Consider the following 25,755-nt stretch of genomic DNA (forward strand, 5'->3'; position numbering starts at 1 on the left):
CACCACGGCACGGTTCGGAAGGCACACGCCGGCACACCCCCGCGTGTGCGCCTCAGAAGATGTCCGGGCACCACGGGCGCCGGGACGTACGCAGCAGGGCGTCGGCAAGGGCGGCGGCGCCCGCCCTCTCCTCCCTGACGCGGCCGAGCGCGGCGAGCCGTACCGCGGACTCGTCGCCCAGCCACAGCGTCCCCAACTCGCTCACGTCCAGTGTGAGTTCAGGTTCCTCCGAGGTCGGCGCGCACACCGCACCCCCGGGCTCCGCGTCCAGCCGGTAGCGGCCCCCGGAGAGGCCGGCCGCGTCGCCGACCTCGAGGACCAGCGATCCCGTCCCCGCATACGTACGCGTCTCCAGGGCCCGCACGACATCCAGGATCCGCACCCACAGCCAGTCCGCGTGCGTGACGACGCGGGCCGCGCGCGGGTCGGGCAGCAGATGGGGCAGCAGGTCGTCCGGGGCCCGGTGGCCCGTGCGGACGGTCGCGATCCAGTCGACGGAACAGACGTAGTGCCACAGCGCGCGCTCGGCGGCCGGGGTGACGGCGATCAGGTCGCGCACCGTCGCCGTGTTGTGCGGCTGCTTGGTGTCGCTCCAGTTGTCGTCGACGGAGTAGACGATCAGGCCCTCGGCCTCGCCGTTCGGAGCGCGGTAGACCGCGTAGAAGGGCTCTTTCCAGGGCTCTTCCGGGGTTTCGAGGAGTCCGGTGTTGCGGCGCCACCAGAACCCGTCGCGGTCGATGACGCCGGGCCGGCTCGCGCGCAGCCGCTCGTGCAGCTCCGGGCCCGTCTTGCGCAGGCCCTCGCCGTCGACGAGATCGATACGGCCCCCGTCGTCCGGGACCGGCCGGCGCGGGTCGAGTCCGGCGCGCGGCACGTCCACCGCCCACTCGGTGAGCGACGTGGCGGGCCCGAAGCCGAACCGGCCGTAGATCGGGTACTCGGCGGCGATGAGCGTCGCGACGACGTCACCGCGGGCCTTCGCGTCGGCGAGGTCGCCCGCCATCATCCTGCTCAGGAGACCGCGCCGGCGATGCGTGGCGCTCACCGTGACGTTCGAGATCGCGTCGGCGGTGACGGCCGCGCCGCCCGGCACGGTCAGCTCCTGCGGGAACGAGCGGAACGTGGCCACGCAGCGCCCGCCGTCGAACGCGCCGAGGATCCGTGAGCCGCGCGCCTGTTCCCTGCGTTTGTCGAGGGTCTCCCGCGAGTCCGGGGTGCTCCGCAGGAAGCCGGTGTTCAGCGCGCGGGACCAGTCGGCAAACTCGTCATCCGTGATGGGCCGTACGTCGATGTCGTCGCGGGTCATCCCGTCACGCTAAGCGGGCGGCGTGCGGCGGGGCCACTCATTTGGCCCTCGCCCGGCCCGGTGCTCCTGGGACCTTTCGTTCGGATCAGCCCTTATTCGGACCAGCCCCTAGAAGACCGCGCGGATCTCCCCCACGACGCCCCCGCCGCCGTGCAGCGGTGCCTCTCCGATGCGGGCCACGACCTCGCCGTCCACGCCCAGCCTCCGCAGCGCGCGGGCCAGGACCGGGCCGAGCGCGCGCGTCGCGCCGTCGTCGATCTTGAAGGCGAGCGCCCGTCCGTCGGGGAGCGCCACGGCCTGGACCGCCTCCGCGCCCATCTTCGACAGGACGCCGGGCACCTCACGCATCAGCCAGGTGTCGGGGCGGCGCGTACCGGCGACGTACTCGGGATGCGCGCGCATCGCGTCGGCGACCCGGCGCTCGGCCGAGCCCTCGGGGGCGAGTACGAAGTGGCGGAAGGCGCGGGCGAGGCCGGTGAGGCTGATCGCCATCAGGGGCGCCCCGCAGCCGTCCGTACCGACCGCGGCGACGGGCTCGCCCGCGGCCTCCTCCACGACCTCGTGGATGAGCTTCTGGAGCGGGTGCTGCGGGTCCAGGTAGGAGTCCTTGGGCCAGCCGTTCACGTCGCAGGCGGCCAGCATCGCCGCGTGCTTGCCGGAGCAGTTCATCGTGACCCGGTCCCGTACGGCGCCCGCCGCCAGGTACGTCTCGGTCTCGGCGGCGTCGAGCGGCAGGTCGGGCGGGCACTGGAGCTCGGCCGGGGTCAGCTCGTGCTCGGACAGCATCTTCTGGACGAGATCGCGGTGGAAGGTCTCACCGGAGTGGCTCGCGGCCGCGAGCGCGAGCCGCTCGCCCGACAGGTCGAGGCCCGCGCGCAGCACGCCCGCCGCCTGCATCGGCTTGTTCGACGAGCGGGGGAAGACGGGAGCGGTCACGTCCCCCAGGGCGAGCTCCACGGTCCCGTCCGCGGCGAGCACGACCAGACTGCCTCGGTGACGGCCCTCGACGAAGCCGGAACGGACGACCTCGGCGAGGACCGGGGGTATGGCGGCGGCGGAGGAGGGGGACATCGGTGGCCTTCCGGGGCGGGTCCATGGGGGGCCATGGACAGACCCGCCCCGCAGCGGGCCACCGGGGTCACCGGTGCGGCCGCGTCACGCGAGCAGGTCGTCTACTTGTGCTTCGCCTTCACGGTACCTGCGGGCGATCTCGGCGCTGCAATCGTCGGCCGTCGACTGGAGCAGGTGGCGGCGACGCGAGACCTGCTGCTCGTAGCGCACGAGGCGGCCCATCGCCGTGTGCAGCTCATCGTCCGTTCGGGCGTCCAGGTCCGACAGCTCGACCTCGGCGAGCATCTCGGCGGCGAGGTCCCGGTACTCCTCGCTGCGGGGCGTGCCGAGGGTGACGTGGCGGGCGGAGGAACGGTGCCGGGTGGCCTTGTCGGTGAGGATCTCGGAGAGCCGGTCCACGACCGGCGCCTCGGGGTCCCTGCGGCGGGCGACCTCGGCCCGCAGGATGTCGATCCGGCCCTGGAGCAGCCGTCGTACGTAGCTCAGGTCGGCCTCGTCCTGCTGGGCCTCGCGGCGCAGCGTGCGCAGCTCGGGAAGACGCAGCGCGGACAGGTCGTGCGCGGGCGCCTGTGGCAGCTCGGGGCTGCCGACCCGCTGCGTGGGCGGGCGCGCCGTGCTGAGGCGGTTCGTACCGGTGATGCGACTGGCGTGCGTCAACGAAACGGGGGCCCCTGGAGGCTGCCCGATGCTCGATGTGTGGCTCATTGCGTCCCTACCGTCCCCTCGACCGGACCGACGCGGTGCACCGCGTGGGAGCATCGTGCCACTCCGAGTGGCCGCTCTGTGCACGAGTGCCCCTAATCCGCCCCGGATGGGCGGTTCGGGAGCACGGCATGATGGTCCGTATGCGTGCAGTGGTGCAGAGGGTGGACGGCGCGAGCGTCGTCGTGGACGAAGAAGTGGTCGGCGAGATCAAGGGCGAGGGGCTGTGCGTCCTCGTGGGGGTCACCCACGAGGACACCAAGGAGAAGGCCGCCCAACTGGCCCGCAAACTGTGGTCCGTACGGATGCTCGCCGACGAGAGGTCGTGCAGCGACATCGACGCCCCGCTCCTGGTGATCAGCCAGTTCACGCTCTACGGGGACGCCCGTAAGGGCCGCCGCCCCACCTGGAACGCGGCGGCGCCGGGGCCGGTGGCCGAGCCGCTGGTCGACGAGGTCGTGGCGCAGCTGCGGGCCCTGGGGGCGACCGTGGCGACGGGCCGGTTCGGGGCCAAGATGCGGGTGTCCCTGACGAACGACGGCCCGTTCACGGTGCTTCTGGAGATGTAGCCGCGGTCTGGCTAGGGCTCGACGACGACTTCCTGCGCGGCCGCGGTCGTGTCCACGATGAGGTCCGCGTCCACCGGCACGTTCCGCTTCACCAGGGCGAGCGCGATCGGACCGAGTTCGTGGTGGCGTACGGACGTCGTCACGAAGCCCAGCTTGCGGCTCTCGGGGCCGTCGGACGCGAGACGGACCGGGGCGCCGTGCGGGGGCAGGTGCACCTCGCTGCCGTCCAGGTGCAGGAAGACGAGGCGGCGCGGGGGCTTGCCCAGGTTCTGCACGCGGGCGACGGTCTCCTGGCCGCGGTAGCAGCCCTTCTGGAGGTGGACGGCGGTGCCGATCCAGCCGAGCTCGTGCGGGATGGTGCGGTGGTCGGTCTCGAAGCCGAGGCGCGGCCGGTGGTTCTCCACGCGCAGCGCCTCGTGGGCGAGAAGCCCGATCGCGGGCCCGTTCTGCTCCGCGTACGCCTCCAGGTCGGCGCGCGGCAGGAACACGTCGCGGCCGTACGCCGTCTCGCGCACCGCGACGCCGTCCGGGACCGGCGCGATCGAACCGGCCGGCAGCTGGACGAGGGCGAACTCCTCGGTGCGGTCGGCGACTTCGACCCGGTAGAAGAACTTCATCGACTCCAGGTAGGCGATCAGCGCCTCCTGCGTGCCGGGTTCGACGTGCGCCCACGTGGTGGTGCCGTCGTCGACGATGTACAGGGCGTGCTCGATGTGGCCGTGCGCGGAGAGGACGAGCGCTTCGGTGGCCTGGCCGGCCGGGAGGTCGCTGACGTGCTGCGTGAGGAGCAGATGCAGCCACGCGAGCCGGTCGTCGCCGGTGACGGTGATGACGCCGCGGTGGGAGAGGTCGACGAGGCCGTTGCCGTCGGCGAGGGTGCGCTGCTCGCGGAACAGGTCGCCGTAGTGCGCGGCGACGCCTTCGTCCACGCCCTCGGCGGGAACGGCGCCGGGCAGGGACAGGAGGGGGCTCTTCATGTTCACAGACACTACGACGAGCACACGGACGCGCTTATTCCTGCGGTGCCGCGGATTCCTGCGGGCCCTGACGTCCCTCGGCGCTCCGGCCGTCCCGCCGGGAGCAGTCGGTGCAGCGGCCGAAGATCGCGAAGTGCTTGAGGTCGGTGTCGAAGCCGAAGGTGTCGCGGAGCTTCGCCGTGAACTCGGCGGCGACCTCGACGTCGGCCTCGATCACGTTCGTGCAGTCCCGGCACACCAGGTGGATGTGGTGGTGCCGGTCGGCGAGGTGGTACGTCGGCGCCCCGTGCCCGAGGTGGGCATGGCTGACGAGCCCCAGCTCCTCGAGCAGCTCCAGGGTGCGGTAGACCGTCGAGATGTTGATCCCCGACGCCGTCTTGCGCACTTCGCAGAGGATGTCGTCGGGGGTCGCGTGCTCGAGGGTGTCGACGGCCTCGAGGACCAGCTGACGCTGGGGCGTCAGCCGGTAGCCGCGCTGCCGCAGGTCGCTCTTCCAGTCGGTGCTCACCACACCGCCGAGTGTAGGTCCACTTTCCGGGGACGACTTCGGGACTGCGCGAAGAACGGGACCGGGAAGGGGAACGGGAAGGGGACGGCCTGACGGGACTACTTGAAGAAGGCGATGCCGTCGTCGGGCAGGTCCGGGAGGTTACGGGCCATCTCGGCCACGTCGTCCGGGGAGACGACCTTCTTCAGCTGGGCCGACATGTAGGGACGCAGCTCGACCTCGGGGGTCTGCTTCTCGCCGACCCACATCAGGTCGCTCTTCACATAGCCGTAGAGCCGCTTGCCACCGGTGTACGGGCCCGCGGCGGCGGTGCGCGCGACGGCGTCCGTGACCAGGTCGATCTGCGGCTTCTTGTCGGCGAGCTCGCCGTACCAGACCTCGACGACGCCGTCGTCGCGGACCATGACGACCTCGACCTTGCGGTCCTTGTCGATCCGCCAGTACCCGGACTCGGACTCCAGGGGCTTCACCTTGTTGCCCTCGGAGTCGAGGATCCAGGTGTGCGAGTGGTACTCGAGGAAGTCCCGCCCGTCGTGGGTGAAGGACGCCTCCTGCCCGAAGTTCGCCTTCTCGGCGCCGGGGAAGTCGGTGACACCCGCGCCCGCCCAGTTACCGAGGAGGAACACCAGGGGGACGAGGTCGGGGTGCAGGTCGGACGGGATCTCGATCATGGTCTGCGAAGCGTCTCTCTGGTGGGGGTCAGCGCTGGCCCTGGTACAGCTTCTTCACGGTCAGTCCGGCGAACGCGAGAACGCCGACGCAGACCAGGACGAGCAGAGTGGAGAAGAAGGCCTCAAGCACGGGGTGCTCCTCGGTGAGCGGTGGTCGGTACAGAGCCGGGCCCCACTTTAGTCGGGTGGGGCCCGGCTCTCACGATGAGGTCACCCGAGCGGGGCGCGGGCGGTCAGCCGAGGAGCTGGCTCTGCAGGACGACGGTCTGCTGGAAGGTGATCCGGGGCGGCAGGGCCGCCTTCCCCGACTGGATCACCAGGGCGATGACGTCACCGGCCTCGATGTAGGCGTAGCGCTCGGCCGTCCTCCCGTACGGCTTCGCCTCCGTGAAGACGTTCCGCTTCGTGTACGGGACGTCGACCTTCTCCGCCCAGCCGCCGTACTGCTCGTCGGCGTACGGCGCGTCCGCCGGGGAGGCGACGTTGTCCGTCAGGTCGGCGTGGACGATCCGTGAGAAGGCCGCAGAGGTGAAGCGCAGCGCGTAGATCCGCGTATGCGTTCCGTCGGGCGTGGTCCAGCCGCGGGCCGCGATCTCCCGCAGCCCGTCGTCCTCGAGCTGCTGCCCCAGGTCCCGGCGCGCCTCCTTCTCGTACGCGTCGAGGTACACGGACGTCGGCAGCCACCCGTCCTTCCCGGCCAGCGCCGTGTCCGGCGTGGCGTCCGCGGGCCGGGGCAGGACCAGCTTGCGCAGATCGGCGTAGTGGGTCTCGCTGTCGTTGCCGTCGGCGAAGGGGGCCGGCGAACCCGCGGGCAGCGGGGGCTTCTCGATCGCCGGAAAGGTCCACCGGCCGTCACTCTCGGTGGCCAGGCCGGGCAGGTCGGTGCGCTTCTGCTCGGTGACGCCGTACGCGGTGGCCGCGCCGATCACGCCGAAGACGGCGACGGCGGCGGTCCAGCGCAGGACGGCGCGCAGGACACGCCGGTCCCTGCGTGCAGGCGGGGCCTCCTCGGCAACGACGGGCCCCGGCTGCTGCTGCGGGGACCCGGCGGCAACGGGGTCCTGCCGCGGCGGAGCGCCCGCGGCCACGGCGCCCCGCCGCGGCTCCTCAGCCGGTTGCGGGATCTCGGCCCGCTGCGGCTCTTCGGCCGACTGCAGTGTCTCGGCCTGCTGCGGCCTCTCGGCCGGCTGCAGTGTCTCGCTCATACGAGCTGCCCTCCCTGCGACGTCAGCCGGTCGAGCTGCCGGGCGAGCAGGTCGGCGACCTCGGTGGTGTTGAGCGGCCTGGGGCCGTAACCGGTGGCGGTGACCAGGACGTCGTCCTCGTACGCGCTGCAGAGGACCATTTCGAGCTTGCCCTTGCTGTCCTTGGGTGCGAGGAAGCAGTCGGCGTTGCGATGCCCCTTGACCTTCGGCCCCTTGGGGAACACGCCGACCGAGCGCAGGAACTCGCTGCGGAACTCCTTGAGCTGACGCCCGGCCCTGCGGTTCTGTATCTGGGCGAGCTGCATTTCGACGACGAGGGACTTGTGGTTGTCGTCGGACCCGAATCCGATGGAGCCGCTCAGCTGGTAGCTGCGCATGGCCAGACCCCTGAACTTCAGCTTGTCGATGGCCTTGTCCTGCGCCTCGCGCTGGCGGGACGGCAGGTTGCGCGTGCCCTTCTTGAGGCGGGCGGTGGCTTCGCCGCGGGTGAGGGTCTTGTCGTTGCCGTACTCGTCGATGTCCGGGCCCAGCCGGTAGGCCTCGGGGACCGGCAGCAGCCGGGCGCTGAGTCCCTGTGCCTCGGCCCGGCCGGGCTTCGCCTGCTTCTGCTTCTTCGGCTTCGCCCACACCGTGGTGGGCGCCGAGCGGTCGGCGGCCTCGACCTTCATGGCGGTGAGGCCGGCACCGGCCCCGACGGCGAGCACGACGGCGCAGGCCACGGCCACGGCGGGCCAGCGGCGGGCCGCACTCCCCGCGACGGGAGCGGGAACCGTGGCGGCGGGGGTGGGATCCGAGGTGGGCCCGGGTTCCGGAAGCTGAGGGTCCAGGTCGCTCACAGTCGCTCCAACTGGCGCTTCGCGAGAGACATCACGGTCTTCTCGGGGATCGGCCTGGTGTCGTACACCCGGATGTCCATGACGATGTCGCCACGGGCGGCGAGCGCCCTGGCCTGGTACATCGGGAGGTACCCGGCCTTGGTGCTCGGCTTGTCGAAGACGTAGACGCGCCCGTTGCCGCTGCCGGTGAGCGGCACCCCCTCGTTGCCCGCCCAGTCGCTGTCGTCCATGTAGCTCTGCTGGCCGTCCAGGAACTTGCGCGAGCCGGAGTCGGTGTCGTCCCGGAACTGGATGAGCTGGACCTCGGTCGTGGACCGACCGCGCCGCCAGGCCTCGATCGTGGCCCGGCGGAAGCCGCCCTCGGCGAGTTGCCCGAACATCCAGCGCGGATCCTTGAAGCCGTTCGCGAAGTCGTACTCGTTCAGCCAGCCCTGCCGCGTGTCCGACTTCTGCGTCCCGGCGGGCCTGGGCGCGAGGAGCTTGCGCAGATCGCCGTCCTGAGCACGGGGTGCCGGCTTGGGCCCCTCGCCCTTCGCCTGCCCGACCACCGCCAGGGACAGCGGCGGCAGCGCGGTCGGCTTCCGGTCCGCCTGTACGACGTAGCCGGTGCACACGCCCGCGACGGCGCCGAGCAGGGCGGCGCAGGCGATCAGCAGGGTGGTGCGGCCGCGGCGTCGCGGCCGCACCGGCACCACGGGCACGGACGGCTCCGGCGCCACCTGCGGTATTCGTTCGTCATCCAACGGGTCCCCCACGGAACTCGAAGCGCGGATTCCGTATCCGCGCGCACAGGAGACCCACCGGCAACATCCCTGGTTGTACGGGAGTTGATTACGATTCAGCCATGGCGAACAAGCTCGTGATCAAGGTGACCGCGGGGGCCGACGCCCCCGAACGCTGCTCGCAGGCCTTCACGGTCGCGGCGGTGGCCGTGGCCAGCGGCGTGGAGGTCTCGCTCTGGCTGACCGGGGAGTCGTCGTGGTTCGCGCTGCCGGGCCGCGCCGCCGAGTTCGAGCTGCCGCACGCCGCGCCGCTGCCCGACCTGATCGAGTCGATCCTGGCGGCCGGGCGGATCACGCTGTGCACACAGTGCGCGGCCCGCCGCGAGATCACGGAGAAGGACGTCATCGAGGGCGTCCGGATCGCCGGTGCGCAGGTCTTCGTGCAGGAGGCGATGACGGACGGAACGCAGGCACTCGTCTACTGACGCGGCCCGGACCTACGCTTGAAGCATGTACTCGCGGCGTCGTCACCTGTACTTCGCCATGATGGGCCTGTGCATCGGCCTGTTCGTCCTGGCCTGGGCCGTCGTGCGCCTGTGGTCCGTGCCCGCCGCGGTGGCGATGTGCATCGTGGCGATGGTCATCCCGCCCGTCGCCGCGATCGTCGCCAACCGCCGCGGCCCCGACGACCGCTGGTGGGACGACCCCTCCGGCGACGCGAAGTCCGACGAGTGGTGGGACGAGCTGGACGGCAAGAAGCGCCCCCAGGACCCGTACGACCGCTAGGGCCTGTCGTCACATTCCCGTCGTCCGCCCGAGGGCGGGCCCGGCGGCGTCTGGTGCGTGCGATCGCAAGGCGCCGGAGAGCCCTTGTAGCGGAGCTACCAGGGCTTTTCGGCAACGCCGCATGGGGGTCCCCCCTGCTCGACCAAAGCCGAGAGCTAGGGGGAGTGCGTGCCAGACGCCGCCGGGCAGACGGGAATTTGACGACAGGCCCTAGGCCACCCACGGAACCCAGGGCATGGAAGACCCCCAAGGAACCCTGGGACCCCTGGCAACCCTGAAAACGTGAACCTCCGAGCGCCCTGAGCCCCCAGGACGGCTTACGTCGCCCTCGCAGCCTCGAAGCAACGGTCGTCGGCGGCTGTCTCGACATCGTCGTTGCCGAGATCGTCCTCACCGTTGCCGAGATCGTCCTCGCTGATACAGGAGGTGGTGCCCCACGGGCGTAGACCTGGAGCTTTCCGCCCTCCTTGCCCGATGATCAACAGGCTGTGGCCGTGGCGGTCGCCGAACTCGTCGACGCGCGTGATGTCGATGGGCACGGACCCCGCGCAAAGCCGAGGGACCGCACCTCGATTCCGTAGGCGTCCAACCCCCGGAGGTGCGGCCCCTCGGCCGTATCTGCGCCGCCGTCACACGGCGAGCCGTGTCAGACGGCGATGGCGACCTCGGAGAGACCACCGGTCTGGGCGACGACCGTGCGGTCCGCCGAGCCGCCGGGGACCAGGGCGCGCAGCGTCCACGTGCCCTCGGCCGCGTAGAAACGGAACTGGCCCGTCGCCGAGGTGGGGACCTCGGCCGTGAACTCGCCGGTCGAGTCCAGCAGGCGCACGTAACCGGTGACGGGCTCGCCGTCGCGGGTCACCTGGCCCTGGATGGTGGTCTCACCGGGCTTGATCGTCGAGGCGTCGGGGCCGCCGGCCTTCGCTCCACACATGTGTTTCTCCAAAAAGGTCGGTCAGGTCTGTCTGAGGGGTCCGGGAGGGTTACTTGTTGGCGCCGAGCTCGATCGGCACGCCGACGAGGGAGCCGTACTCGGTCCACGAGCCGTCGTAGTTCTTGACGTTGGCCTGGCCGAGCAGCTCGTGCAGGACGAACCACGTCAGGGCCGAGCGCTCACCGATGCGGCAGTACGCGATGGTGTCCTTGGCCAGGTCGACCTGCTCGTCCTCGTAGAGGGCCTTGAGCTCGTCGTCCGACTTGAACGTGCCGTCGTCGTTGGCGTTCTTCGACCACGGGATGTTGCGCGCGGACGGGACGTGGCCCGGACGCTGCGACTGCTCCTGCGGAAGGTGGGCCGGGGCGAGGAGCTTGCCGGAGAACTCGTCGGGCGAGCGCACGTCGACGAGGTTCAGGCTGCCGATCGCGGCGACGACGTCGTCACGGAAGGCGCGGATCGAGGTGTCCTGGGCCTTGGCCTTGTACTCGGTGGCGGGGCGCTGGACGATCTCGGCGACGAGGTCGCGCGAGTCGAGCTCCCACTTCTTGCGGCCGCCGTCGAGGAGCTTGACGCTGTCGTGGCCGTAGAGCTTGAAGTACCAGTAGGCGTAGGACGCGAACCAGTTGTTGTTGCCGCCGTAGAGGACGACCGTGTCGTCGTTGGCGATGCCGCGCGCGGACAGGAGCTTCTCGAAGCCGGCCTGGTCGATGAAGTCGCGGCGGACCGGGTCCTGCAGGTCCTTCTGCCAGTCGACCTTGACGGCGTTCTTGATGTGGTTCTTGTCGTACGCCGAAGCGTCCTCGTCGACCTCGACGATGACGACCTTCGGGTTGTCGAGGTTCGCCTCGACCCAGTCGGCGTCTACCAGGACGTCGCTGCGGCTCATGTTTTCTCCTCCGGGGCAGTTGCGGCGGGGTGCGGGAGTGCGGGTGCGGTGCGGGCACGGTCCCTGCATGCGAACAGGGACGGCATTCGGCGCGCGCGGGGGAGGCCTCAAAGGGGCCTGGGAAAGCGGGAGTTGCCGTCCCGCTCAGGCGGTGCGACAGAGCATGGCGGCGACGCGGCACAGGTCTACTGCCCGCCGCTTCGTGAGATCCGCCTGTCGCTTCATGCCACCGATCGTAGGTACGCACGGGCGGCCGTGTCACCGGCGTGTCGCATCCTGAGACACGATCGTCCGCGATGCGAGACGAGTGCGGCCCCGGAGCCCCTTCCCCCGGACTCCGGGGCCGCCGCGGCTCCGTCGGTTACTGCTGTGCGGACAGCGCCGTCTCGCAGTGCGGACGGGCCGTTTCCGGGTGCCTACCCGACGAGGTCGAGTTTCGAACCCTTCACCGAGATCTCGACGCCGTCCTTGACCGCCTCGACCCGGTCCAGCTCGATCCCGGCCGGCAGGTCGTCGATCGCCTGCTGGAAGTCGGTGACGGCGCGGATCCGGCCCTCGGCCAGGTCGAGCGCGCCGACCTTGGGCAGGCTGTCGGCACGCGCCGAGACCTTGCCGTCGGTGACCTTGACCGAGCTGAGGACGGTGGGGTGCAGGGTGCCCAGCGGCGTGTGCACGGTGACCGCGATCCTGACCTTGTCGCCGCCGCCGTAGGAGAGGCCTTCGATCTGCGCCGTCACGCCCGGGGCGACCTGGGCGGCGTCCTGCTTCCTGACGGCCTTGAGCAGCTCGGCGTAGGAGATACGGGCGGTGCCGGTGGCCGAGTCGGCGGTGGCGGAGCTGAAGTCGCCGGCGAACTTCACGCCATGCATCTCGGCGTTCAGATCGGCGATCCGGATCGACTCGCCGCCGCTCTTCGCGTCGTAGTCCTTGATGCCGATCTCCACGTCGTCCAGCGTGCCGCCCGCGAGCTGGGTCAGGAACGGGAAGCCCTTGATGGACACGTCGGGCGTGCTGGTCAGGCCCTCACTGGTGCGGACGCGGTCGGCCGCCTCACCCTCGGCGAAGTTCACCGCGACCCGGTCGGCGATGACGAACAGGCCGCCCAGGATCACGACGACGATCAGAAGTATCCGCAGAGCTCGCATGGTCCGGTGCTTCCCCCCACCTGGACGACAGTTCCTGATCGCGAGCGTACGGGCCGGGCCCCCTGGAAGGGAGCCCGGCCCGGTTCTTGTCGATCAGCTGTGACAGGCCTGCGCCCGCCGGACGCTCAGCCCACGACCCGCCCGAGCAGGTAGACGGCCGGGGCCGCGGCGGCGAGCGGCAGGGCCACGCCCGCCGTCATGTGCACGAAGCGGGACGGATAGTCGTAACTCGCGACGCGGTGGCCGATCAGCGCGCAGACACCGGCGCCGAGGCCGAGGAGCGCGCCCTTGGGCCCCATGTCCGTCATACCGCCGACCGCGATTCCGGCGCCCGCGGCGGCGAGCAGCGCGACGACCACGGAGGCGGGCGTCGGCAGCGGGAGCGCCCGTGCGAGGACGGCCACCGCCACGGCCGCGGCGCCGACGGTCACGGCGTCCGGGTCGGCCGCCAGGTGTCCGGTCGCGACGATGGCGAGCGCCGCCGAGGCGACCGTCGCCATCAGGCCGTACATGCGCTCGTCCGGTGCCGCGTGGCTGCGGAGCTGGAGGACGAGGGTGAGCAGGATCCAGACACCGAGGGTGCCGAGGATCGCGGCGGGCGCGTTCTCCCGGCCGGTGACGAGCAGCGCGGCGTCGGCGGCGAGGCCGCCCGCGAAGGCGAGCGCGATGCCCTGCCGGGCCGGCCACATGCCGTTGAGCCGGAACCAGCCGGCGGCTGTGACGGCCTGGAGCAGCACGAGCGGGACGAGGAGCGCGTACTGGCCCACCGCGGCGCCGCCCGCGAGCAGCAGCCCGAGCAGCGCGGTCAGCGCGGCGGGCTGCATCCCCGGCTCTATGATCGGCGACCGCCCCTCGGCGCGGGCGCGCTGCGCGTCGGTGACGCGGGGGTTGCCGGTGACGGTGGCCGGCCCGTAAGCGGCGGCCTCCGGCTCGGCGACGGGCAGCGGCTGGGCCGCCGCCACCGTCCCGAAGACCTGCGTCTGCCGGTCGGCCCCGGGGGTGTGGGGGGCCTGTCCGTAGGCGCCGGTGTCGCCGTACGCGGCATGCGCGGGCGGCGGCGTGGTCTGCCCGCCCGGCGTCTGCACCGCCGGTCCCTGCCCGTACGGCACCTGCCCGTGGCCGTAAGCCTGCTGGTCAGCGCCGTACGTCGGCCGGCCATAGGACTGCTGGTCGCCACCCGTCCGGTTCACCGGGCCCTGCCCGTACGGGGCCTGGCCGGGCTCGAACCCCTGCGGCGGGTACGTCGACTGGACCTGCGTGTCCCAGGTCTGGCCCTGCCACTGCTGGGTCTGCTGGGGCGGCTGGTGCTGCCCGTACTCGTCTTCGTACGGCTCGTTACTCATCGCGGTCACCCTCCTGCGAACGGCGGGAGCACCTCGACCGTGCCGCCCTCGGCAAGCCGTACCGTCTCATGCCCGCGCCTGCCGACGGGATCACCGTCGATCAGGAACGAGGAACGCTGCAGGACGCGCACCAGGTCTCCGGGGTGTCGCGCACGCGCGCCCTCCAGCGCGTCGGCCAGCGTCTCGGCCTCGTACGGCTCCTCGGCGACACCGGCGGCCGCCTTGGCCGCGGCCCAGTAGCGGATGGTCCCGTTGGCCATGTGCGGCGTTCCTCCCTGCGGTCTGTCCATGCGGTCTATTCGGCGGTTGCCGTCGTCCATGATGCCGTGGCCCAGTCGGCGATCCGCGCGAGGAGCCCGTCGTCCGCCGCGTGCTCGGCGTGCCCCATGCCCGGTTCCAGCCACAGCTCGGCCCCACCGGACGCGGCCGCGGCGAGCGTCCGCGGGTGGTCGAGGGGAAAGTACGGATCCCGGTCGCCGTGCACGATCAGGAGCGGCGTCGGCGCGATCAGCGGCACGGACTCGACCGGCGAGAGCGGCACCGGGTCCCACTCGTGCGGGTGAATGCGGGTGCGGAGGCCCACGCGGCCCACGATCCGGCCGGCGGGCCGCGTCACCAGCCAGTGCAACCGCCGCATCGGCGCGGTGCCGCGGTAGTACCAGCGGGCCGGGGCACTCACCGCGACCACGGCGTCGGAGCGCGCTTCCGTGCGCCCCCTGTGCAACGCGGCGTGCCGCAGGACGACGGAACCGCCCATCGAGAAGCCGACGGTCACCACGTGGTCATGCCCGAGTGACCTCGCCCACTCCACGACGGCCACCAGGTCGAGTACCTCCCGGTCGCCGACGGTGGACCGCCCGCCCGACCGCCCGTGCCCGCGGAAGGAGAACGTGACCACGGCGGCACGCTGCGCGAACATCCCCGCCGCCCGCCGGACGTGCGGCCGTTCCAGATCGCCCGTGAACCCGTGCGCGACCACGATCACCGGGCCGCCGGCGGAGCCCGGCCCGGGGTCGTGCGCGGCCTCGATCGGTACCCCGTCCCGCGTGCGCAGCATCACACGCCGTGAGCGGGCAGTGATCGGCTGCACAGAAGATCGTGCGTCTTGACCTGCCGGACCGGAACTCATGTGGGCTATTCTCCTAGGCAGAGGATCCGGGCAGCGACGCCCCCGGGTCCTTTTGTGCTTTCGGACCGCGTTGTATACGAACGCCGGCCGCGAGGCGCACAGGGCCCCGGGGCGCGGGACCCGAAGCACCACGAAGCAGTTCGAAGCAGTGCCGTAAACGTCCTCGCAGGGACCGAGGAGGAACCGACGTTATGGGCGAGCGAAACGTGCACGACCGTAGGACGACCCAGGCAGGTGGGCCGCGATGAGTTCATTGCTGCTCCTCACGAATGCCCTTCAGCCGTCGACGGAGGTGCTCCCCGCTCTCGGCCTGCTGCTGCACAACGTGCGGGTCGCCCCCGCCGAGGGCCCGGCTCTCGTCGACACCCCCGGTGCCGACGTCATCCTCATCGACGGACGCCGCGACCTCCCGCAGGTACGCAGCCTGTGCCAGCTCCTGCGCTCCACCGGGCCCGGCTGTCCGCTGGTCCTCGTCGTGACGGAGGGCGGCCTCGCGGCCGTCACCGCCGACTGGGGCATCGACGACGTACTTCTCGACACGGCGGGACCGGCCGAGGTGGAGGCGCGGCTGCGCCTCGCGATGGGCCGCCAGCAGATCGTCTCCGACGACTCCCCGATGGAGATCCGCAACGGTGACCTGTCGGTCGACGAGGCCACCTACAGCGCCAAGCTGAAGGGGCGGGTCCTCGACCTGACCTTCAAGGAGTTCGAGCTCCTCAAGTACCTCGCGCAGCACCCGGGCCGCGTCTTCACGCGCGCCCAGCTGCTGCAGGAGGTGTGGGGCTACGACTACTTCGGCGGCACCCGCACCGTGGACGTCCACGTGCGGCGCCTGCGCGCGAAGCTCGGGCCCGAGCACGAGTCGCTGATCGGCACCGTGCGCAACGTCGGCTACCGCTTCGTGACGCCGGAGAAGGTCGAGCGGGCGGCGGACGCCGCGAAGGCCAAGGCGGCGACTCCGAGGCCGGACGACACGGAGCACGCGACAGCGGCGGAGCGGGCTGCGCACGCCGACAGCACGGACTCCGCGGCGGATTCGCGTGCCGTGCGGGAGCCGGCCGAGCAGTCCCGGGCGGGCGCCCGTCAGGCCGCCGCCGGACGCCCTGCCCAGCGGTAGGTCCATCCGCGTAGACTCCGCGCGTGGCCAAGGTGACTCGGGATGACGTGGCGCGACTGGCGGGTACTTCGACCGCGGTCGTGAGCTACGTCATCAACAACGGACCTAGGCCGGTTGCCCCGGCCACGCGCGAGCGTGTACTCGCCGCGATCAAGGAACTGGGGTACCGGCCCGACCGGGTCGCCCAGGCCATGGCGTCGCGGCGGACCGACCTCATAGGCATGATCGTGCCGGACGCGCGCCAGCCGTTCTTCGCGGAGATGGCGCACGCCGTCGAACAGGCGGCGTCCGAGCGCGGGAAGATGGTCCTCGTCGGCAACTCCGACTACGTCGAGGAGCGCGAGGTCCACTATCTGCGCGCCTTCCTCGGCATGCGGGTGTCCGGCCTCATCCTCGTCAGCCACGGCCTGAACGATCTGGCCGCGGCCGAGATCGAGGCGTGGGACGCGCGCGTGGTCCTGCTGCACGAGCGCCCCGAGGCGATCGACGACGTCGCCGTCGTCATCGACGACATCGGCGGCGCCCAGCTCGCCACCCGCCATCTGCTCGAGCACGGCCACCCGTACGTCGCCTGTGTCGGCGGCACCGCCGAGACGCCGTCCGTCGGCGACCCGGTCTCCGACCACGTCGAGGGCTGGCGCCGGGCCATGCACGAGGCGGGACTCTCCACCGAGGGGCGGCTGTTCGAGGCGCCGTACAACCGCTACGACGCCTACAAGGTCGGCCTGGAGCTGCTCGCCGGGCCCCAGCGGCCGCCGGCGATCTTCTGCTCCACGGACGACCAGGCCTTCGGCATCCTGCGGGCCGCGCGCGAGCTGCGGATCGAGGTGCCGGGCGAGCTGGCCGTCGCCGGGTTCGACGACGTGAAGGAGGCGGGTCTGACGGATCCGCCGCTGACGACGGTCGCGTCCGACCGCTCGGCGATGGCGCGCTCCGCCGTCGACCTCGTCCTCGACGACTCGCTGCGCGTAGCCGGGTCCCGGCGTGAGCGCCTGAAGGTGTTCCCCTCGCGGCTGGTCGTCCGCCAGTCCTGCGGCTGCCCCTGACCTCGCGCCACCGCGCGCCGGCCCGGAACACCGGACCGGCGCGCGTGCTGTGTTCCGGGTCTCTCAGAACATCAGGTTGTACTGGTTGAACCCGGTGCCCAGGCTCTTGCGGGCGCCGAAGACGTCGGAGGACGCCTTGTTGGTGCCCGGGTAGAGCCAGAGCGTGCCGCCCGAGTCGCGGGCCATGACGTCGGCGATGCCGTCGCCGGTCACGTCGCCGTTCGTCACGTACGAGGTGAAGTTCCAGCCCGTGCGCGCCTGGATGCGCGCCGCGAACGGGGTGTGCTCGATCTGCGTGCCCCGGTAGAGGTACAGGACGCCGGAGCTGTTGCGGACCAGGAGGTCGGCCTTGCCGTCGCCGGTCAGGTCGCCGTGGCCGAAGATCTTGACGCCCTTCCAGGCCCTGTCGACGATCTTGACCTTGCCGTAGAACTCGCCGTTGCCCTTGCCCGGGTAGAGGTACGTCGAGCCGTCGGCGTCCACCGCGACCAGGTCGGGGCGGGAGTCACCGGTCATGTCGCCGGGGATGGCGTACGACTTGTAGCCGCCCCACACCGAGGTGATCTGCATCCACTCGAAGGCGTCCGACGCGTGGTTGTAGTAGCTGCGGTACAGCTTGCCGTCGGTGCTGTCGCGGATGACGAGGTCCTGGAAGAAGTCCCGGTCCAGGTCGGCCTGGAGGGCCCAGCTCGAGGTCTGCCAGCCGGCGCTCTGGTAGGCGCGCGTGGCGAGCGACGTGCCCTTGCTGTCCTGCTCGAACAGGCCACCGGAGGGGGTGCGCGCCAGCAGGTCGGCCCGGCCGTCGAAGCTCAGGTCCGTGTCGTCGATGCGCGGCTGGGCCGCCCAGACGTACGAGGACACCTTGGTGAAGACGGGGTAGGCGCCCTTAGCGGTGCAGCCGGAGACGCCCCACGAGACGATGCCGACGACGCGGCCGCCGACGACCACCGGACCGCCGGAGTCACCGCTGCAGGTGCTCTTGGTGCCCTCGTCGGTGCCCGTCGCCGGGGTGCCCGCGCAGAACATCGAGCCCTCGACGAAGTCGTCCTCGCCGAGGACGGACTGCATCGCGGTGTTGCAGGTGGAGTCGGAGACCAGCGGCAGGGTCACCTTGCGCAGGGTCGCCGACAGGTCGGCGTCCTGCGCGCCCGAGGTCAGGCCCCAGCCGTAGACGGTGGCCGAGGTGCCGGCCTTGTAGGACGCGGTGTCGTTGCTCTGGACGAGCTTCGTCCACTGGTCCTCCAGCGGACGGTCCAGGGTGAGGACCGCGATGTCGTTCTGGATGGTGTCGGCGTTGTACCGCGGGTGGTTCCACTGGCGCCAGACGCCCGCGACGGTGCCGTTGGCGCTGTCGAGCAGGCCGGTGGCGCCGGCCACGACCGCGCCGTTGTCCACCCAGTCCAGACCGGCGACGCAGTGGGCCGCGGTGAGGACCTTGTTCGGGGCGACGAGGGTGCCGCCGCAGAAGTAGCCGTCGCCGGACGCGGCGTCGTAGTACGAGAGCTGGACCATCCACGGCGCGGAGGAGATCGACGTCTCGGTGCCGCCGATGATGAACGGCGTCTTCTTGGGCTTCGTCTCCGGGGTCGCCCGGGTCCTCGCGGCCTCGACGACCCGCTTGCGCAGTTCGGCGTCGGAGGCGGAAGGGGCCGGGTTCGCGGTGCGGGCGATGCTCGCGTCGGGCAGTCCGGGCGGATCGTCGGCCGCGGTGGCGGGGTGCGCCACCAGGGCGCCGGCGCAGCTCAGCGCCAGCGCGAGAGCGGCCGTGGACAGCGCCGTGACGGGGCGTCTCCAGCGGTCGCGCAGGGCAGGTATCACTCAGGGCTCCTGGTGTGAAGAGTGGCTTCAGGGCCCGAGAAGAGGCATACGGCGCGCACCACGGCAGGTACCGGACACCGAGCGGACAAGACATCGGGCTCGGACCCGGGCACCGCCGCAGACCCCCCTCCGGCGCACGGATCGTAGATCCCACGGGCCTCTCGGCACACGGCCTTCACAGCAGGCAGGTGAGAGTTGTTCCGGCGCCCTCCCGCACCTCACCCGCAGTCAACCCGCCGTTCTCCGGGGCGTCTTTATTTCGGGCAAACAGGGTTCTCGCGGGACTCTCAGGGCACGCTCAGGTGGCTCTCATGAACGCGGTTCAGGCTTGCTGCCATGACCGAGAGCTTCCGCCGAAGCGGCGAGTACCCCCAGGGCCAGCAGCACCACGCGCAGTCCTCGTATCCGGGGACCCCCGAGGCGGGCGGCGCCTTTCCGCCCCCGCCCGCCTACGACCCGCCGCAGCCGCCGAACGCCGCACCGGGTTCGGCGATGTGGCCGGCTCCCACGCCGGAGGGCTCTCCCGCGCCGCCCGCACACCGGCGGCGGGTCAGGGGTCCGCTCGGGCTGCTCGCCGCGGTCGCCATCGCCGCCGCGGCCGTCGGCGGCGGCACCGCGTACGCCTTCCAGGAGCTGACCGGCAAGCAGTCCACGTCAGCCTCCGCCGGCACGAGCGTCGTGCCCACCAGCAAGAAGGGCACCGTCTCCGGTGTCGCCGAGGCCGTCAGCCCCGCCATCGTGGAGATCAACGCGACCTCGAACGCGGGCAGCTCCACCGGCTCCGGCGTCGTCATCACGAGCGACGGCGAGATCGTCACCAACAACCACGTCGTGTCCGGCGCCTCGACGGTCAAGGTGGGGACGAGCGACGGCAAGACCTACACCGCCGAGGTCGTGGGCACCGACGCCAAGAAGGACCTCGCCCTCATCAAGCTGAAGAACGCGTCCGGCCTCAAGACCGCGTCCCTCGGCGACTCCGACAACGTCAAGGTCGGCGACGAGGTCGTCGCCATCGGCTCCCCCGAGGGCCTGACCGGCACCGTCACCAGCGGCATCGTCTCCGCGCTCGACCGCGACGTCACCGTCTCCACGGACGAGGAACAGCAGCAGCAACAGGGCGGCGACGGCCGGTGGCCGTTCGAGTTCGGCGGGCAGCAGTTCAACGGCGACACGGGCTCGTCGAAGACGACGTACAAGGCCATCCAGACCGACGCGTCCCTCAACCCCGGCAACTCCGGCGGCGCCCTCATCGACATGAACGGCAACATCATCGGCATCAACTCCGCGATGTACTCGGCCAGTTCGGACAGCGGGTCGGGATCGTCGAGCGCGGGCAGCGTCGGGCTCGGCTTCGCCATCCCCGTCAACACCGTCAAGGCCGACCTCGACTCGCTGCGCAGCGGGGGCACCTCCGGCAGCTGACCCCGGCCGCGCGCCGCCGCGCCGCACGCACCCGTAGCGCCACCGTGCGAGGCTGATACCGGCCCCCACCACCGTCCGCACCCCGAGGAAGCCAGCCCATGAGTCCCGCCGAAGGCGACCGCGAACCCCAGCGCATTCTCATCGTCGACGACGAACCCGCCGTCCGCGAGGCACTGCGGCGCAGCCTCGCCTTCGAGGGGTACGGCACGGAGGTCGCGGTCGACGGCGCGGACGCGCTCGACAAGGCGGCCGCGTACCAGCCCGACCTGGTCGTCCTCGACATCCAGATGCCGCGCATGGACGGCCTCACGGCCGCCCGGCGGCTGCGGGCCGGCGGGTCCAGGACACCGATCCTGATGCTCACGGCCCGCGACACCGTCGGCGACCGCGTCACCGGGCTCGACGCCGGCGCCGACGACTACCTGGTCAAGCCCTTCGAACTGGACGAACTGTTCGCGCGGGTACGGGCGCTGCTGCGGCGCAGCGCCTATGCCTCCGCGGTGGGCCCGGCGGACGACGCGGGTGACGTCCTGTCCTTCGCGGACCTGCGGATGGATCTCGCGACCCGCGAGGTCACGCGCGGCGCGCGCACCGTCGAACTGACCCGCACGGAGTTCACGCTCCTGGAGATGTTCCTGGCCCACCCGCGCCAGGTCCTCACCCGCGAGCAGATCCTCAAGGCGGTGTGGGGCTTCGACTTCGAGCCGAGCTCCAACTCCCTGGACGTGTATGTGATGTATCTGCGGCGCAAGACGGAGGCGGGCGGGGAGCCGAGGCTGGTCCATACCGTGCGGGGTGTGGGATACGTGCTGCGGTCCGGGGGCGCGGAGTGATCAAGCGGGTTCGTGCGCTTCCCCTGCGGTCGCGGCTCGCGCTGCTCGTCGCGGTGGCGGTGGCCGTCGCGGTGGCCGCGGTCTCGGTCACGTGCTGGGTGATCGTGCGGGGGAAGCTGTACGCGGAGGTGGACGACCAGCTGCACGCGACGGACAAGACGCTCCAGGCCGGCGAGGTCACCAACCTCCTGCAGAACTGCGGTCAACGGCCCAGCGCCCGCCCGACCGCCCTGCGGAGCACGTCCTACGCCCAGCTGATCAAGGCGGACGGCACGCCCTGCGTCTTCCCCAACTCCGGCGGCACGGTGGAGGTGACCAGCAACGACAAGGCCGTGGCCCGAAACCCGAACCCGGGCGTCGAGACCTACCGCAACGGCACGGACACCGACGGCAAGCCCGTCCGGGTGGTGACCGTCCCCGTCGTGCTCGGCGGCCCCGGTCAGCCGGTGATCGCCGGAACGGCGCTGCTCGTCGCCCTCCCCCTCGAGGACACCCGGTCCACGCTCAACGAACTCGCCCTGGTCCTCCTGCTCGTCTCCGGCATCGGAGTCGTCGGCGCCGGAGCCGCCGGGCTGTGGATCGCCCGGTCCGGACTCCGTCCCGTCGACGAACTCACCGAGACCGTCGAACACGTGGCCCGTACCGAAGACCTCACCGTCCGCATCCCCGTGGAAGGCGACGACGAGATCGCACGCCTCTCCGCGTCCTTCAACTCCATGACCGCCTCCCTGGCCTCGTCACGCGACCTCCAGCGACAGCTCATCGCCGACGCCGGGCACGAACTGCGCACCCCTCTCACCTCCATGCGCACCAACATCGAGCTGCTCACCCGCAGCGACGAGACGGGCCGGGCGATCCCTCCGGACGACCGCAAGGCGCTGATGGCCTCGCTGAAGGCCCAGATGACCGAACTGGCGGCGCTCATCGGGGACTTGCAGGAACTGTCCCGTACGGGCCTGGGCGGCGGGGACGACCCGCTCAAGGTCGTCTCGCTGCACGACACGGTGCGCACCGCGATCGAGCGGGCCCGGCTGCGCGGACCCGAGCTGACGATCACGTCCGAGCTCGCCCCCTGGTACGTACGGTCCGAGCCCGCCGCCCTGGAGCGCGCGATCGTGAATCTCCTCGACAACGCGGTCAAGTTCAGCCCGTCCGAGGGCACGATCGAGGTCCACCTCATGCGCGGCCGGCTGACCGTGCGCGATCACGGTCCCGGCATTCCGGACGACGAACTGCCCTACGTCTTCGACCGGTTCTGGCGTTCGCCGACGGCGCGGGCACTGCCCGGCTCGGGCCTCGGCCTGTCGATCGTGGCCCGCACGGTGGAGAGCTTCGGCGGCACCGTCGAGCTCGGGGCCGCGGAGGGCGGCGGCACGGTCGCGACGGTTCAGCTGCCGGGCGCGCCCACACCTCCGCCGGAGACCCTCGAAGGGCCCTTCCCCGAAGGGTCCTAGACCCGCGGGGCAGCCGAGAACGCGCAGACAGGCCTCAGGGCCTCCTACCGGCCGAAGCCCAGACCCTCCCCCGTCAGGCCGACCCGGATCCCGTCCTTCGCGACCCGCACGTCGCTCAGCCGGACCTCGCCCCGGCCCGCACCCGGCAGTTTCGGCAGCCGGAACGCCAGCGAGAGGCGGTCGGCGAGCTCGGGGCGGGTGAGCCGGGTGAGGCCCTGGAGCAACGCCGGGTCGAGGCCGAACTTCTTCAGGAGCGCCGGGTGCGCGAGCGCGAGGTCGACCAGGTTCAGGGACATCAGCTGGTGCACGAAGCGCGGTGATCCGGTGAGTTCGCTCAGGCGCCGGTCGCTGCGCAGCGCCGCGCTCACGGCCGAGTCGGGCACACCGAGCCGCTGCACGAGGGACGGCACGGACAGCAGGGCCTTCGCCTTCGCCGTCTCGGTCGCGAGGCGCGCCACGGAGCGGCGGCTCAGGTGCAGGCCCTCGGAGGGACGCGTGCCGGGCCGGTACGTGGCGAGGTCGCCGATGTCGAGCCGCATGCCGCCGATGTCGGTGGCGATGCCGGTGTCGCCGATGCGCCGGACCGTGGCGTCGGCGCGCACCTTCAGGTCGTGTCCGGCGACGGGCAGCGTGCCGCGCGCGAGGACCCGGTCACGGCCCTGTCCGCTGAACGTGACCTGGGAGGCGCCGAGTTCACGGTTCAGGTCGTCGAAGGTGAGCAGGACCTCGCCGGTCATGCCGCCGATGCGGGCGCCGCGCACATCGGTGGGGCCGTCGCCGTCGATGCGTACGTCGCGGACGGTCGCGGAGACCTTGGCGAGGGAGACGCGGCTCGCGGCGACGTCGGGGACGGTGACCTTCACCTCGTCCAGGCGACGGTCGGCGAGCTGGGTGAGGAACGGGAAGCCCTCGATGTCGACCTCGGGCGCGGCGCTCAGGTGCAGCTGGTCCTTGAGCCGGTCCGCGGCGCGGTGCTCGGCGTACAGGAGGGCCCAGCGGTCCGCGAGGGTGACGAAGGCGGCGAGGACGAGGATCCCGACGACGGCCTTCGTGGCGAGCGGCAGCCCGGCGAACCGGTTGCGGCGGCGGCTGCCGCGGCGGTGGTTGGGCCTGGACCAGGGCTGGTCGTCCGGCCCCGCCTCGGGGTCTTCCTCGTGGAGGAACTCGTCGAGCGGACGGTCCGCGAGGGCGCCCAGCTCGTCGTACGGGTTGTGCGGCACAGTGCCCGATGGAACGGATTCCTCCGTGCGGGCATCAGACAGTTCGGCGGACTCGGACGTGAACGTGGCTATGCGGTGGGGGGAACGCATCGTGAGATTTCACCACACGTCCCGATCCCACCGCTCAGCATTACTCCCAGTAAGGGACGGTTCGGGCCCTCGACCCGGCCGTGCGATACGTCACTTCACGATCGTGATCCGGTCCGCCTTCGGGGGCGCGATCGGTGACGTGGCCGACGAGTTGGCCGTCAGGTAGTCGTTGAACGCCTTCAGGTCGTCGCTGCCGACCAGCGGGTTCTTGCCCTGGCCGAGCGCCGCGAAGCCGTCGCCGCCGCCCGCGAGGAACGAGTTCATCGCCACGCGGTACGTCGCCGCCGGGTCGATCGCGGCGCCGTTCAGCTTGATGGAGTCGACGACGACGCGGGCCGCGCCCGTCTTCGTCATGTCGAGCGTGTACGTCAGGCCCGCCGACGGCTGGAGGATCTTCGGCGAGGCCTCGTTGGAACCGCTGACCTGCTGCTGGAGCGCGGTGATGACCTGCGCGCCGGTCAGGTCGGCCAGGTTCACCGTGTTGCTGAAGGGCTGCACGGTGAAGCCCTCGCCGTAGGTGACGACGCCGTCGCCCTCGCTGCCGCTCGCCTTGTACACGAGGTCGGAGCGCACGCCGCCGGGGTTCATCAGGGCCAGCGAGGCCTTCGGGTCGAGGGTCTTGGCGTGCGCGAGCTGCGCGTCCGCGATCAGGTCACCGAGCGGCTCCTCCGGCGACGCGGCGCCGCGGCCCGGAATGTCCGCCGAGATGTACCCGACGGGCCGGCTCGCGACGGGCGCGGCGAGCTTGTTCCAGCGGCCGATGAGCGCGGTCATGTCCGCGGCCTTCGGCTGCGTGCGGCTCACCACGTGGTTGGCCGACTTCACCGACGTACGCACGATGTCCTTGGTGCGGCGGTCGTACGTCAGCGTCGTGTCCGTGTAGAGCTTCCCGTACGAGGACGCCGAAGTGACCAGGCGGGGCTTGCCGGACGGGTCGGGGACGGTGCAGACGTACGCGTTGTGCGTGTGCCCGGTGACCAGGGCGTCGACCTTCGGCGAGATGCCCTTGGCGATGTCGACGATCGGGCCCGAGATGCCGGCGCCGCCGCTCGGGGAGTCGCAGTCGTAGTTGTACGAGCCGGAGGCCGGCACGCCGCCCTCGTGGATGAGCGTGACGATCGACTTCACGCCCTGCTTGTCGAGGATCTCGGCGTACTTGTTGACGGTCTCGATCTCGTCGTGGAACTTCAGGCCCTTGACGCCGTCCGCGGAGACGATGTCCGGGGTGCCCTCAAGGGTCACGCCGATGAACCCGATCTTCACGCCGTTGTGCTTCCACACCCAGTAGGGGGCGAGGATCGGCTTGCCGGTCTTCTCGTTCGTCACGTTGGCGGCGAGGTAGGGGTAGTCGGCGCCCTCGAACTTCTTGCCGTCCTCGAAACAGCCGTCCTTGGGGTGGCAGCCGCCGCTCTGCATGCGCGCCAGCTCCGTGGCGCCCTCGTCGAACTCGTGGTTGCCGACGCTCGTGACGTCCAGGTCGAGCTTGTTCATCGCCTCGACGGTGGGCTCGTCGTGGAAGAGCCCCGACAGCAGCGGGCTGGCCCCGATCAGGTCGCCGGCCGCGGCGGTGACGCTGTACGGGTGGCTCTTCCTGGCGGTCCGCAGGGACGTGGCGAGGTACTCGACGCCGCCCGCGTCGATCTTCCTCGTGGTGCCGTCCGGCAGGTTCTCCGTGACCTGGCCCGACGAGCCGGCCGGCGGCTCCAGGTTGCCGTGGAAGTCGTTGAAGGAGAGCAGCTGCACGTCGACCGTGCGGCCGTCACCGCCCCCGTGGTGCCGGTCCTGCGTGGCGTTCGCGGGCAGCGCCGCGACGAGCGCGCCGACGGTGGCGAACCCGGCCGCCGCGGCGAGTATCCGCGACGCGGCGCGGCGTCTGGTCCTGTGCGGTGTCTGCGGAGTCATGAGTACGTCCCCCTGTGTGGGTGCTGTGAGACGGAAGATCCGGCGGTGTGTCGCGACCAA

The 25,755-nt window shown here is 71.4% G+C and carries 28 protein-coding genes; 8 read left to right on the forward strand and 20 right to left on the reverse strand.

The window, feature by feature from the left end; all coding sequences use genetic code 11:
* Positions 1-52 precede the first annotated feature (52 nt).
* From ACFC96_RS08360 to ACFC96_RS08370, 3 genes are all read right to left on the reverse strand, one after another.
* Entirely contained in the window at positions 53-1,306 is a 1,254-nt protein-coding gene (locus ACFC96_RS08360; RefSeq protein WP_376610906.1) for a GNAT family N-acetyltransferase, read from the reverse strand.
* Positions 1,307-1,414: 108 nt separating this feature from the next.
* Complete coding sequence (locus tag ACFC96_RS08365) at positions 1,415-2,377, reverse strand: asparaginase (protein ID WP_376610908.1); 963 nt, start codon at positions 2,375-2,377, stop codon at positions 1,415-1,417.
* A gap of 84 nt (positions 2,378-2,461) precedes the next feature.
* Positions 2,462-3,082 carry an ABC transporter substrate-binding protein gene (locus ACFC96_RS08370; RefSeq protein WP_376260663.1) on the reverse strand — a complete coding sequence of 207 codons (621 nt, stop codon included), beginning with the start codon at positions 3,080-3,082 and terminating at the stop codon, positions 2,462-2,464.
* 140 nt (positions 3,083-3,222) lie between these two features.
* Here ACFC96_RS08370 and dtd point away from each other — a divergent pair, with 140 nt between their 5' ends.
* Positions 3,223-3,648: a D-aminoacyl-tRNA deacylase gene (dtd, locus tag ACFC96_RS08375; protein ID WP_376260665.1), complete on the forward strand. Its 426-nt coding sequence runs from the start codon at positions 3,223-3,225 to the stop codon at positions 3,646-3,648.
* 11 nt (positions 3,649-3,659) lie between these two features.
* On the opposite strand, the gene ACFC96_RS08380 is transcribed toward dtd, so the two are convergent.
* The 6 genes from ACFC96_RS08380 to ACFC96_RS08405 all read right to left on the reverse strand — a co-directional run bounded on the left by ACFC96_RS08380 (position 3,660) and on the right by ACFC96_RS08405 (position 8,588).
* Positions 3,660-4,625 (reverse strand): YgfZ/GcvT domain-containing protein, encoded by a 966-nt coding sequence (locus tag ACFC96_RS08380; RefSeq protein WP_376260666.1) that lies wholly within the window; start codon positions 4,623-4,625, stop codon positions 3,660-3,662.
* 34 nt (positions 4,626-4,659) lie between these two features.
* Entirely contained in the window at positions 4,660-5,136 is a 477-nt protein-coding gene (locus ACFC96_RS08385; RefSeq protein WP_376260668.1) for a Fur family transcriptional regulator, read from the reverse strand.
* Between the two features lie 95 nt (positions 5,137-5,231).
* A complete protein-coding gene (locus tag ACFC96_RS08390) occupies positions 5,232-5,804 on the reverse strand; it encodes an FABP family protein (RefSeq protein ID WP_266671960.1) in 573 nt (190 codons plus the stop codon).
* 233 nt (positions 5,805-6,037) lie between these two features.
* The gene (locus ACFC96_RS08395; protein WP_376610910.1) at positions 6,038-7,009 is read right to left on the reverse strand and encodes a hypothetical protein; all 972 of its coding nucleotides are present in this window, start codon (positions 7,007-7,009) and stop codon (positions 6,038-6,040) included.
* Positions 7,006-7,845, reverse strand: a complete 840-nt coding sequence (locus ACFC96_RS08400; protein ID WP_376610912.1) for a hypothetical protein — start codon at positions 7,843-7,845, stop codon at positions 7,006-7,008. Before ACFC96_RS08400 ends, ACFC96_RS08395 begins: the two co-directional genes overlap by 4 nt.
* The gene (locus ACFC96_RS08405) at positions 7,842-8,588 is read right to left on the reverse strand and encodes a hypothetical protein (protein ID WP_376610914.1); all 747 of its coding nucleotides are present in this window, start codon (positions 8,586-8,588) and stop codon (positions 7,842-7,844) included. The genes ACFC96_RS08400 and ACFC96_RS08405 overlap by 4 nt, the downstream gene beginning before the upstream one ends.
* Before the next feature lie 101 nt (positions 8,589-8,689).
* On the opposite strand from ACFC96_RS08405, the gene ACFC96_RS08410 reads away from it, so the two are divergent.
* Positions 8,690-9,052 carry a DsrE family protein gene (locus tag ACFC96_RS08410; RefSeq protein WP_100595624.1) on the forward strand — a complete coding sequence of 121 codons (363 nt, stop codon included), beginning with the start codon at positions 8,690-8,692 and terminating at the stop codon, positions 9,050-9,052.
* Positions 9,053-9,077: 25 nt separating this feature from the next.
* Positions 9,078-9,353: a DUF3099 domain-containing protein gene (locus ACFC96_RS08415; RefSeq protein ID WP_326712311.1), complete on the forward strand. Its 276-nt coding sequence runs from the start codon at positions 9,078-9,080 to the stop codon at positions 9,351-9,353.
* A gap of 317 nt (positions 9,354-9,670) precedes the next feature.
* Here ACFC96_RS08415 and ACFC96_RS08420 read toward each other — a convergent pair whose 3' ends face one another.
* The 8 genes from ACFC96_RS08420 to ACFC96_RS08455 form a co-directional block, all read right to left on the reverse strand.
* Positions 9,671-9,892: a hypothetical protein gene (locus ACFC96_RS08420; protein WP_376610916.1), complete on the reverse strand. Its 222-nt coding sequence runs from the start codon at positions 9,890-9,892 to the stop codon at positions 9,671-9,673.
* Positions 9,893-9,999: 107 nt separating this feature from the next.
* On the reverse strand, positions 10,000-10,287 hold the full coding sequence (locus ACFC96_RS08425) for a DUF1416 domain-containing protein (RefSeq protein ID WP_100595620.1): 288 nt from the start codon (positions 10,285-10,287) through the stop codon (positions 10,000-10,002).
* A gap of 49 nt (positions 10,288-10,336) precedes the next feature.
* A complete protein-coding gene (locus tag ACFC96_RS08430; RefSeq protein WP_376260676.1) occupies positions 10,337-11,176 on the reverse strand; it encodes a sulfurtransferase in 840 nt (279 codons plus the stop codon).
* Positions 11,177-11,320: 144 nt separating this feature from the next.
* Positions 11,321-11,401, reverse strand: coding sequence for a putative leader peptide (locus tag ACFC96_RS08435; RefSeq protein WP_351257108.1), 81 nt, complete (start codon positions 11,399-11,401; stop codon positions 11,321-11,323).
* 191 nt (positions 11,402-11,592) lie between these two features.
* Positions 11,593-12,321 (reverse strand): DUF2993 domain-containing protein, encoded by a 729-nt coding sequence (locus tag ACFC96_RS08440; protein ID WP_376260678.1) that lies wholly within the window; start codon positions 12,319-12,321, stop codon positions 11,593-11,595.
* 125 nt (positions 12,322-12,446) lie between these two features.
* Complete coding sequence (locus ACFC96_RS08445; RefSeq protein ID WP_376610917.1) at positions 12,447-13,664, reverse strand: hypothetical protein; 1,218 nt, start codon at positions 13,662-13,664, stop codon at positions 12,447-12,449.
* A 5-nt stretch (positions 13,665-13,669) separates the two neighbouring features.
* Complete coding sequence (locus ACFC96_RS08450; RefSeq protein WP_116512270.1) at positions 13,670-13,924, reverse strand: MoaD/ThiS family protein; 255 nt, start codon at positions 13,922-13,924, stop codon at positions 13,670-13,672.
* Between the two features lie 35 nt (positions 13,925-13,959).
* Positions 13,960-14,793 (reverse strand): alpha/beta hydrolase, encoded by an 834-nt coding sequence (locus tag ACFC96_RS08455; RefSeq protein ID WP_376610919.1) that lies wholly within the window; start codon positions 14,791-14,793, stop codon positions 13,960-13,962.
* 244 nt (positions 14,794-15,037) lie between these two features.
* Between ACFC96_RS08455 and ACFC96_RS08460 the strand changes: the two genes are divergently transcribed.
* Positions 15,038-15,910, forward strand: coding sequence for a winged-helix domain-containing protein (locus ACFC96_RS08460; protein WP_376260684.1), 873 nt, complete (start codon positions 15,038-15,040; stop codon positions 15,908-15,910).
* A 23-nt stretch (positions 15,911-15,933) separates the two neighbouring features.
* Complete coding sequence (locus tag ACFC96_RS08465) at positions 15,934-16,956, forward strand: LacI family DNA-binding transcriptional regulator (RefSeq protein ID WP_376260686.1); 1,023 nt, start codon at positions 15,934-15,936, stop codon at positions 16,954-16,956.
* A gap of 63 nt (positions 16,957-17,019) precedes the next feature.
* Here the strand turns inward: ACFC96_RS08465 and ACFC96_RS08470 are convergent, their stop codons facing one another.
* Positions 17,020-18,774 carry a trypsin-like serine protease gene (locus ACFC96_RS08470; RefSeq protein WP_376260688.1) on the reverse strand — a complete coding sequence of 585 codons (1,755 nt, stop codon included), beginning with the start codon at positions 18,772-18,774 and terminating at the stop codon, positions 17,020-17,022.
* A 336-nt stretch (positions 18,775-19,110) separates the two neighbouring features.
* On the opposite strand from ACFC96_RS08470, the gene ACFC96_RS08475 reads away from it, so the two are divergent.
* The 3 genes from ACFC96_RS08475 to ACFC96_RS08485 all read left to right on the forward strand — a co-directional run bounded on the left by ACFC96_RS08475 (position 19,111) and on the right by ACFC96_RS08485 (position 22,483).
* Positions 19,111-20,196 carry a S1C family serine protease gene (locus ACFC96_RS08475; protein ID WP_376610921.1) on the forward strand — a complete coding sequence of 362 codons (1,086 nt, stop codon included), beginning with the start codon at positions 19,111-19,113 and terminating at the stop codon, positions 20,194-20,196.
* Between the two features lie 98 nt (positions 20,197-20,294).
* Positions 20,295-21,029 carry a response regulator transcription factor gene (locus ACFC96_RS08480; protein WP_376610923.1) on the forward strand — a complete coding sequence of 245 codons (735 nt, stop codon included), beginning with the start codon at positions 20,295-20,297 and terminating at the stop codon, positions 21,027-21,029.
* Complete coding sequence (locus ACFC96_RS08485) at positions 21,026-22,483, forward strand: ATP-binding protein (protein ID WP_376610925.1); 1,458 nt, start codon at positions 21,026-21,028, stop codon at positions 22,481-22,483. Before ACFC96_RS08480 ends, ACFC96_RS08485 begins: the two co-directional genes overlap by 4 nt.
* A 44-nt stretch (positions 22,484-22,527) precedes the next feature.
* Here the strand turns inward: ACFC96_RS08485 and ACFC96_RS08490 are convergent, their stop codons facing one another.
* Both ACFC96_RS08490 and ACFC96_RS08495 read right to left on the reverse strand, forming a co-directional pair.
* Positions 22,528-23,793, reverse strand: coding sequence for a DUF2993 domain-containing protein (locus ACFC96_RS08490; protein WP_376610927.1), 1,266 nt, complete (start codon positions 23,791-23,793; stop codon positions 22,528-22,530).
* A 90-nt stretch (positions 23,794-23,883) separates the two neighbouring features.
* Complete coding sequence (locus tag ACFC96_RS08495) at positions 23,884-25,695, reverse strand: bifunctional metallophosphatase/5'-nucleotidase (protein ID WP_376260698.1); 1,812 nt, start codon at positions 25,693-25,695, stop codon at positions 23,884-23,886.
* Between the last annotated feature and the right edge of the window lie 60 nt (positions 25,696-25,755).

Source organism: Streptomyces sp. NPDC055955 (assembly GCF_042270245.1).
In the GTDB taxonomy this organism is placed as follows: domain Bacteria; phylum Actinomycetota; class Actinomycetes; order Streptomycetales; family Streptomycetaceae; genus Streptomyces.

Excerpts from the sequence above, each read along its gene's own strand:
- ACFC96_RS08445 (WP_376610917.1), bottom strand. The coding sequence starts at position 13,664 with ATGAGTAACGAGCCGTACGAAGACGAGTACGGGCAGCACCAGCCGCCC.
- ACFC96_RS08495 (WP_376260698.1), bottom strand. The coding sequence starts at position 25,695 with ATGACTCCGCAGACACCGCACAGGACCAGACGCCGCGCCGCGTCGCGG.
- ACFC96_RS08425 (WP_100595620.1), bottom strand. The coding sequence starts at position 10,287 with ATGTGTGGAGCGAAGGCCGGCGGCCCCGACGCCTCGACGATCAAGCCC.
- ACFC96_RS08450 (WP_116512270.1), bottom strand. The coding sequence starts at position 13,924 with ATGGCCAACGGGACCATCCGCTACTGGGCCGCGGCCAAGGCGGCCGCC.
- ACFC96_RS08410 (WP_100595624.1), top strand. The coding sequence starts at position 8,690 with ATGGCGAACAAGCTCGTGATCAAGGTGACCGCGGGGGCCGACGCCCCC.
- ACFC96_RS08455 (WP_376610919.1), bottom strand. The coding sequence starts at position 14,793 with ATGAGTTCCGGTCCGGCAGGTCAAGACGCACGATCTTCTGTGCAGCCG.
- ACFC96_RS08415 (WP_326712311.1), top strand. The coding sequence starts at position 9,078 with ATGTACTCGCGGCGTCGTCACCTGTACTTCGCCATGATGGGCCTGTGC.
- ACFC96_RS08380 (WP_376260666.1), bottom strand. The coding sequence starts at position 4,625 with ATGAAGAGCCCCCTCCTGTCCCTGCCCGGCGCCGTTCCCGCCGAGGGC.
- ACFC96_RS08395 (WP_376610910.1), bottom strand. The coding sequence starts at position 7,009 with ATGAGCGAGACACTGCAGCCGGCCGAGAGGCCGCAGCAGGCCGAGACA.
- ACFC96_RS08475 (WP_376610921.1), top strand. The coding sequence starts at position 19,111 with ATGACCGAGAGCTTCCGCCGAAGCGGCGAGTACCCCCAGGGCCAGCAG.
- ACFC96_RS08365 (WP_376610908.1), bottom strand. The coding sequence starts at position 2,377 with ATGTCCCCCTCCTCCGCCGCCGCCATACCCCCGGTCCTCGCCGAGGTC.
- ACFC96_RS08390 (WP_266671960.1), bottom strand. The coding sequence starts at position 5,804 with ATGATCGAGATCCCGTCCGACCTGCACCCCGACCTCGTCCCCCTGGTG.
- ACFC96_RS08440 (WP_376260678.1), bottom strand. The coding sequence starts at position 12,321 with ATGCGAGCTCTGCGGATACTTCTGATCGTCGTCGTGATCCTGGGCGGC.
- ACFC96_RS08360 (WP_376610906.1), bottom strand. The coding sequence starts at position 1,306 with ATGACCCGCGACGACATCGACGTACGGCCCATCACGGATGACGAGTTT.
- ACFC96_RS08430 (WP_376260676.1), bottom strand. The coding sequence starts at position 11,176 with ATGAGCCGCAGCGACGTCCTGGTAGACGCCGACTGGGTCGAGGCGAAC.
- ACFC96_RS08490 (WP_376610927.1), bottom strand. The coding sequence starts at position 23,793 with ATGCGTTCCCCCCACCGCATAGCCACGTTCACGTCCGAGTCCGCCGAA.
- ACFC96_RS08370 (WP_376260663.1), bottom strand. The coding sequence starts at position 3,082 with ATGAGCCACACATCGAGCATCGGGCAGCCTCCAGGGGCCCCCGTTTCG.
- dtd (WP_376260665.1), top strand. The coding sequence starts at position 3,223 with ATGCGTGCAGTGGTGCAGAGGGTGGACGGCGCGAGCGTCGTCGTGGAC.
- ACFC96_RS08480 (WP_376610923.1), top strand. The coding sequence starts at position 20,295 with ATGAGTCCCGCCGAAGGCGACCGCGAACCCCAGCGCATTCTCATCGTC.
- ACFC96_RS08460 (WP_376260684.1), top strand. The coding sequence starts at position 15,038 with ATGAGTTCATTGCTGCTCCTCACGAATGCCCTTCAGCCGTCGACGGAG.
- ACFC96_RS08435 (WP_351257108.1), bottom strand. The coding sequence starts at position 11,401 with ATGAAGCGACAGGCGGATCTCACGAAGCGGCGGGCAGTAGACCTGTGC.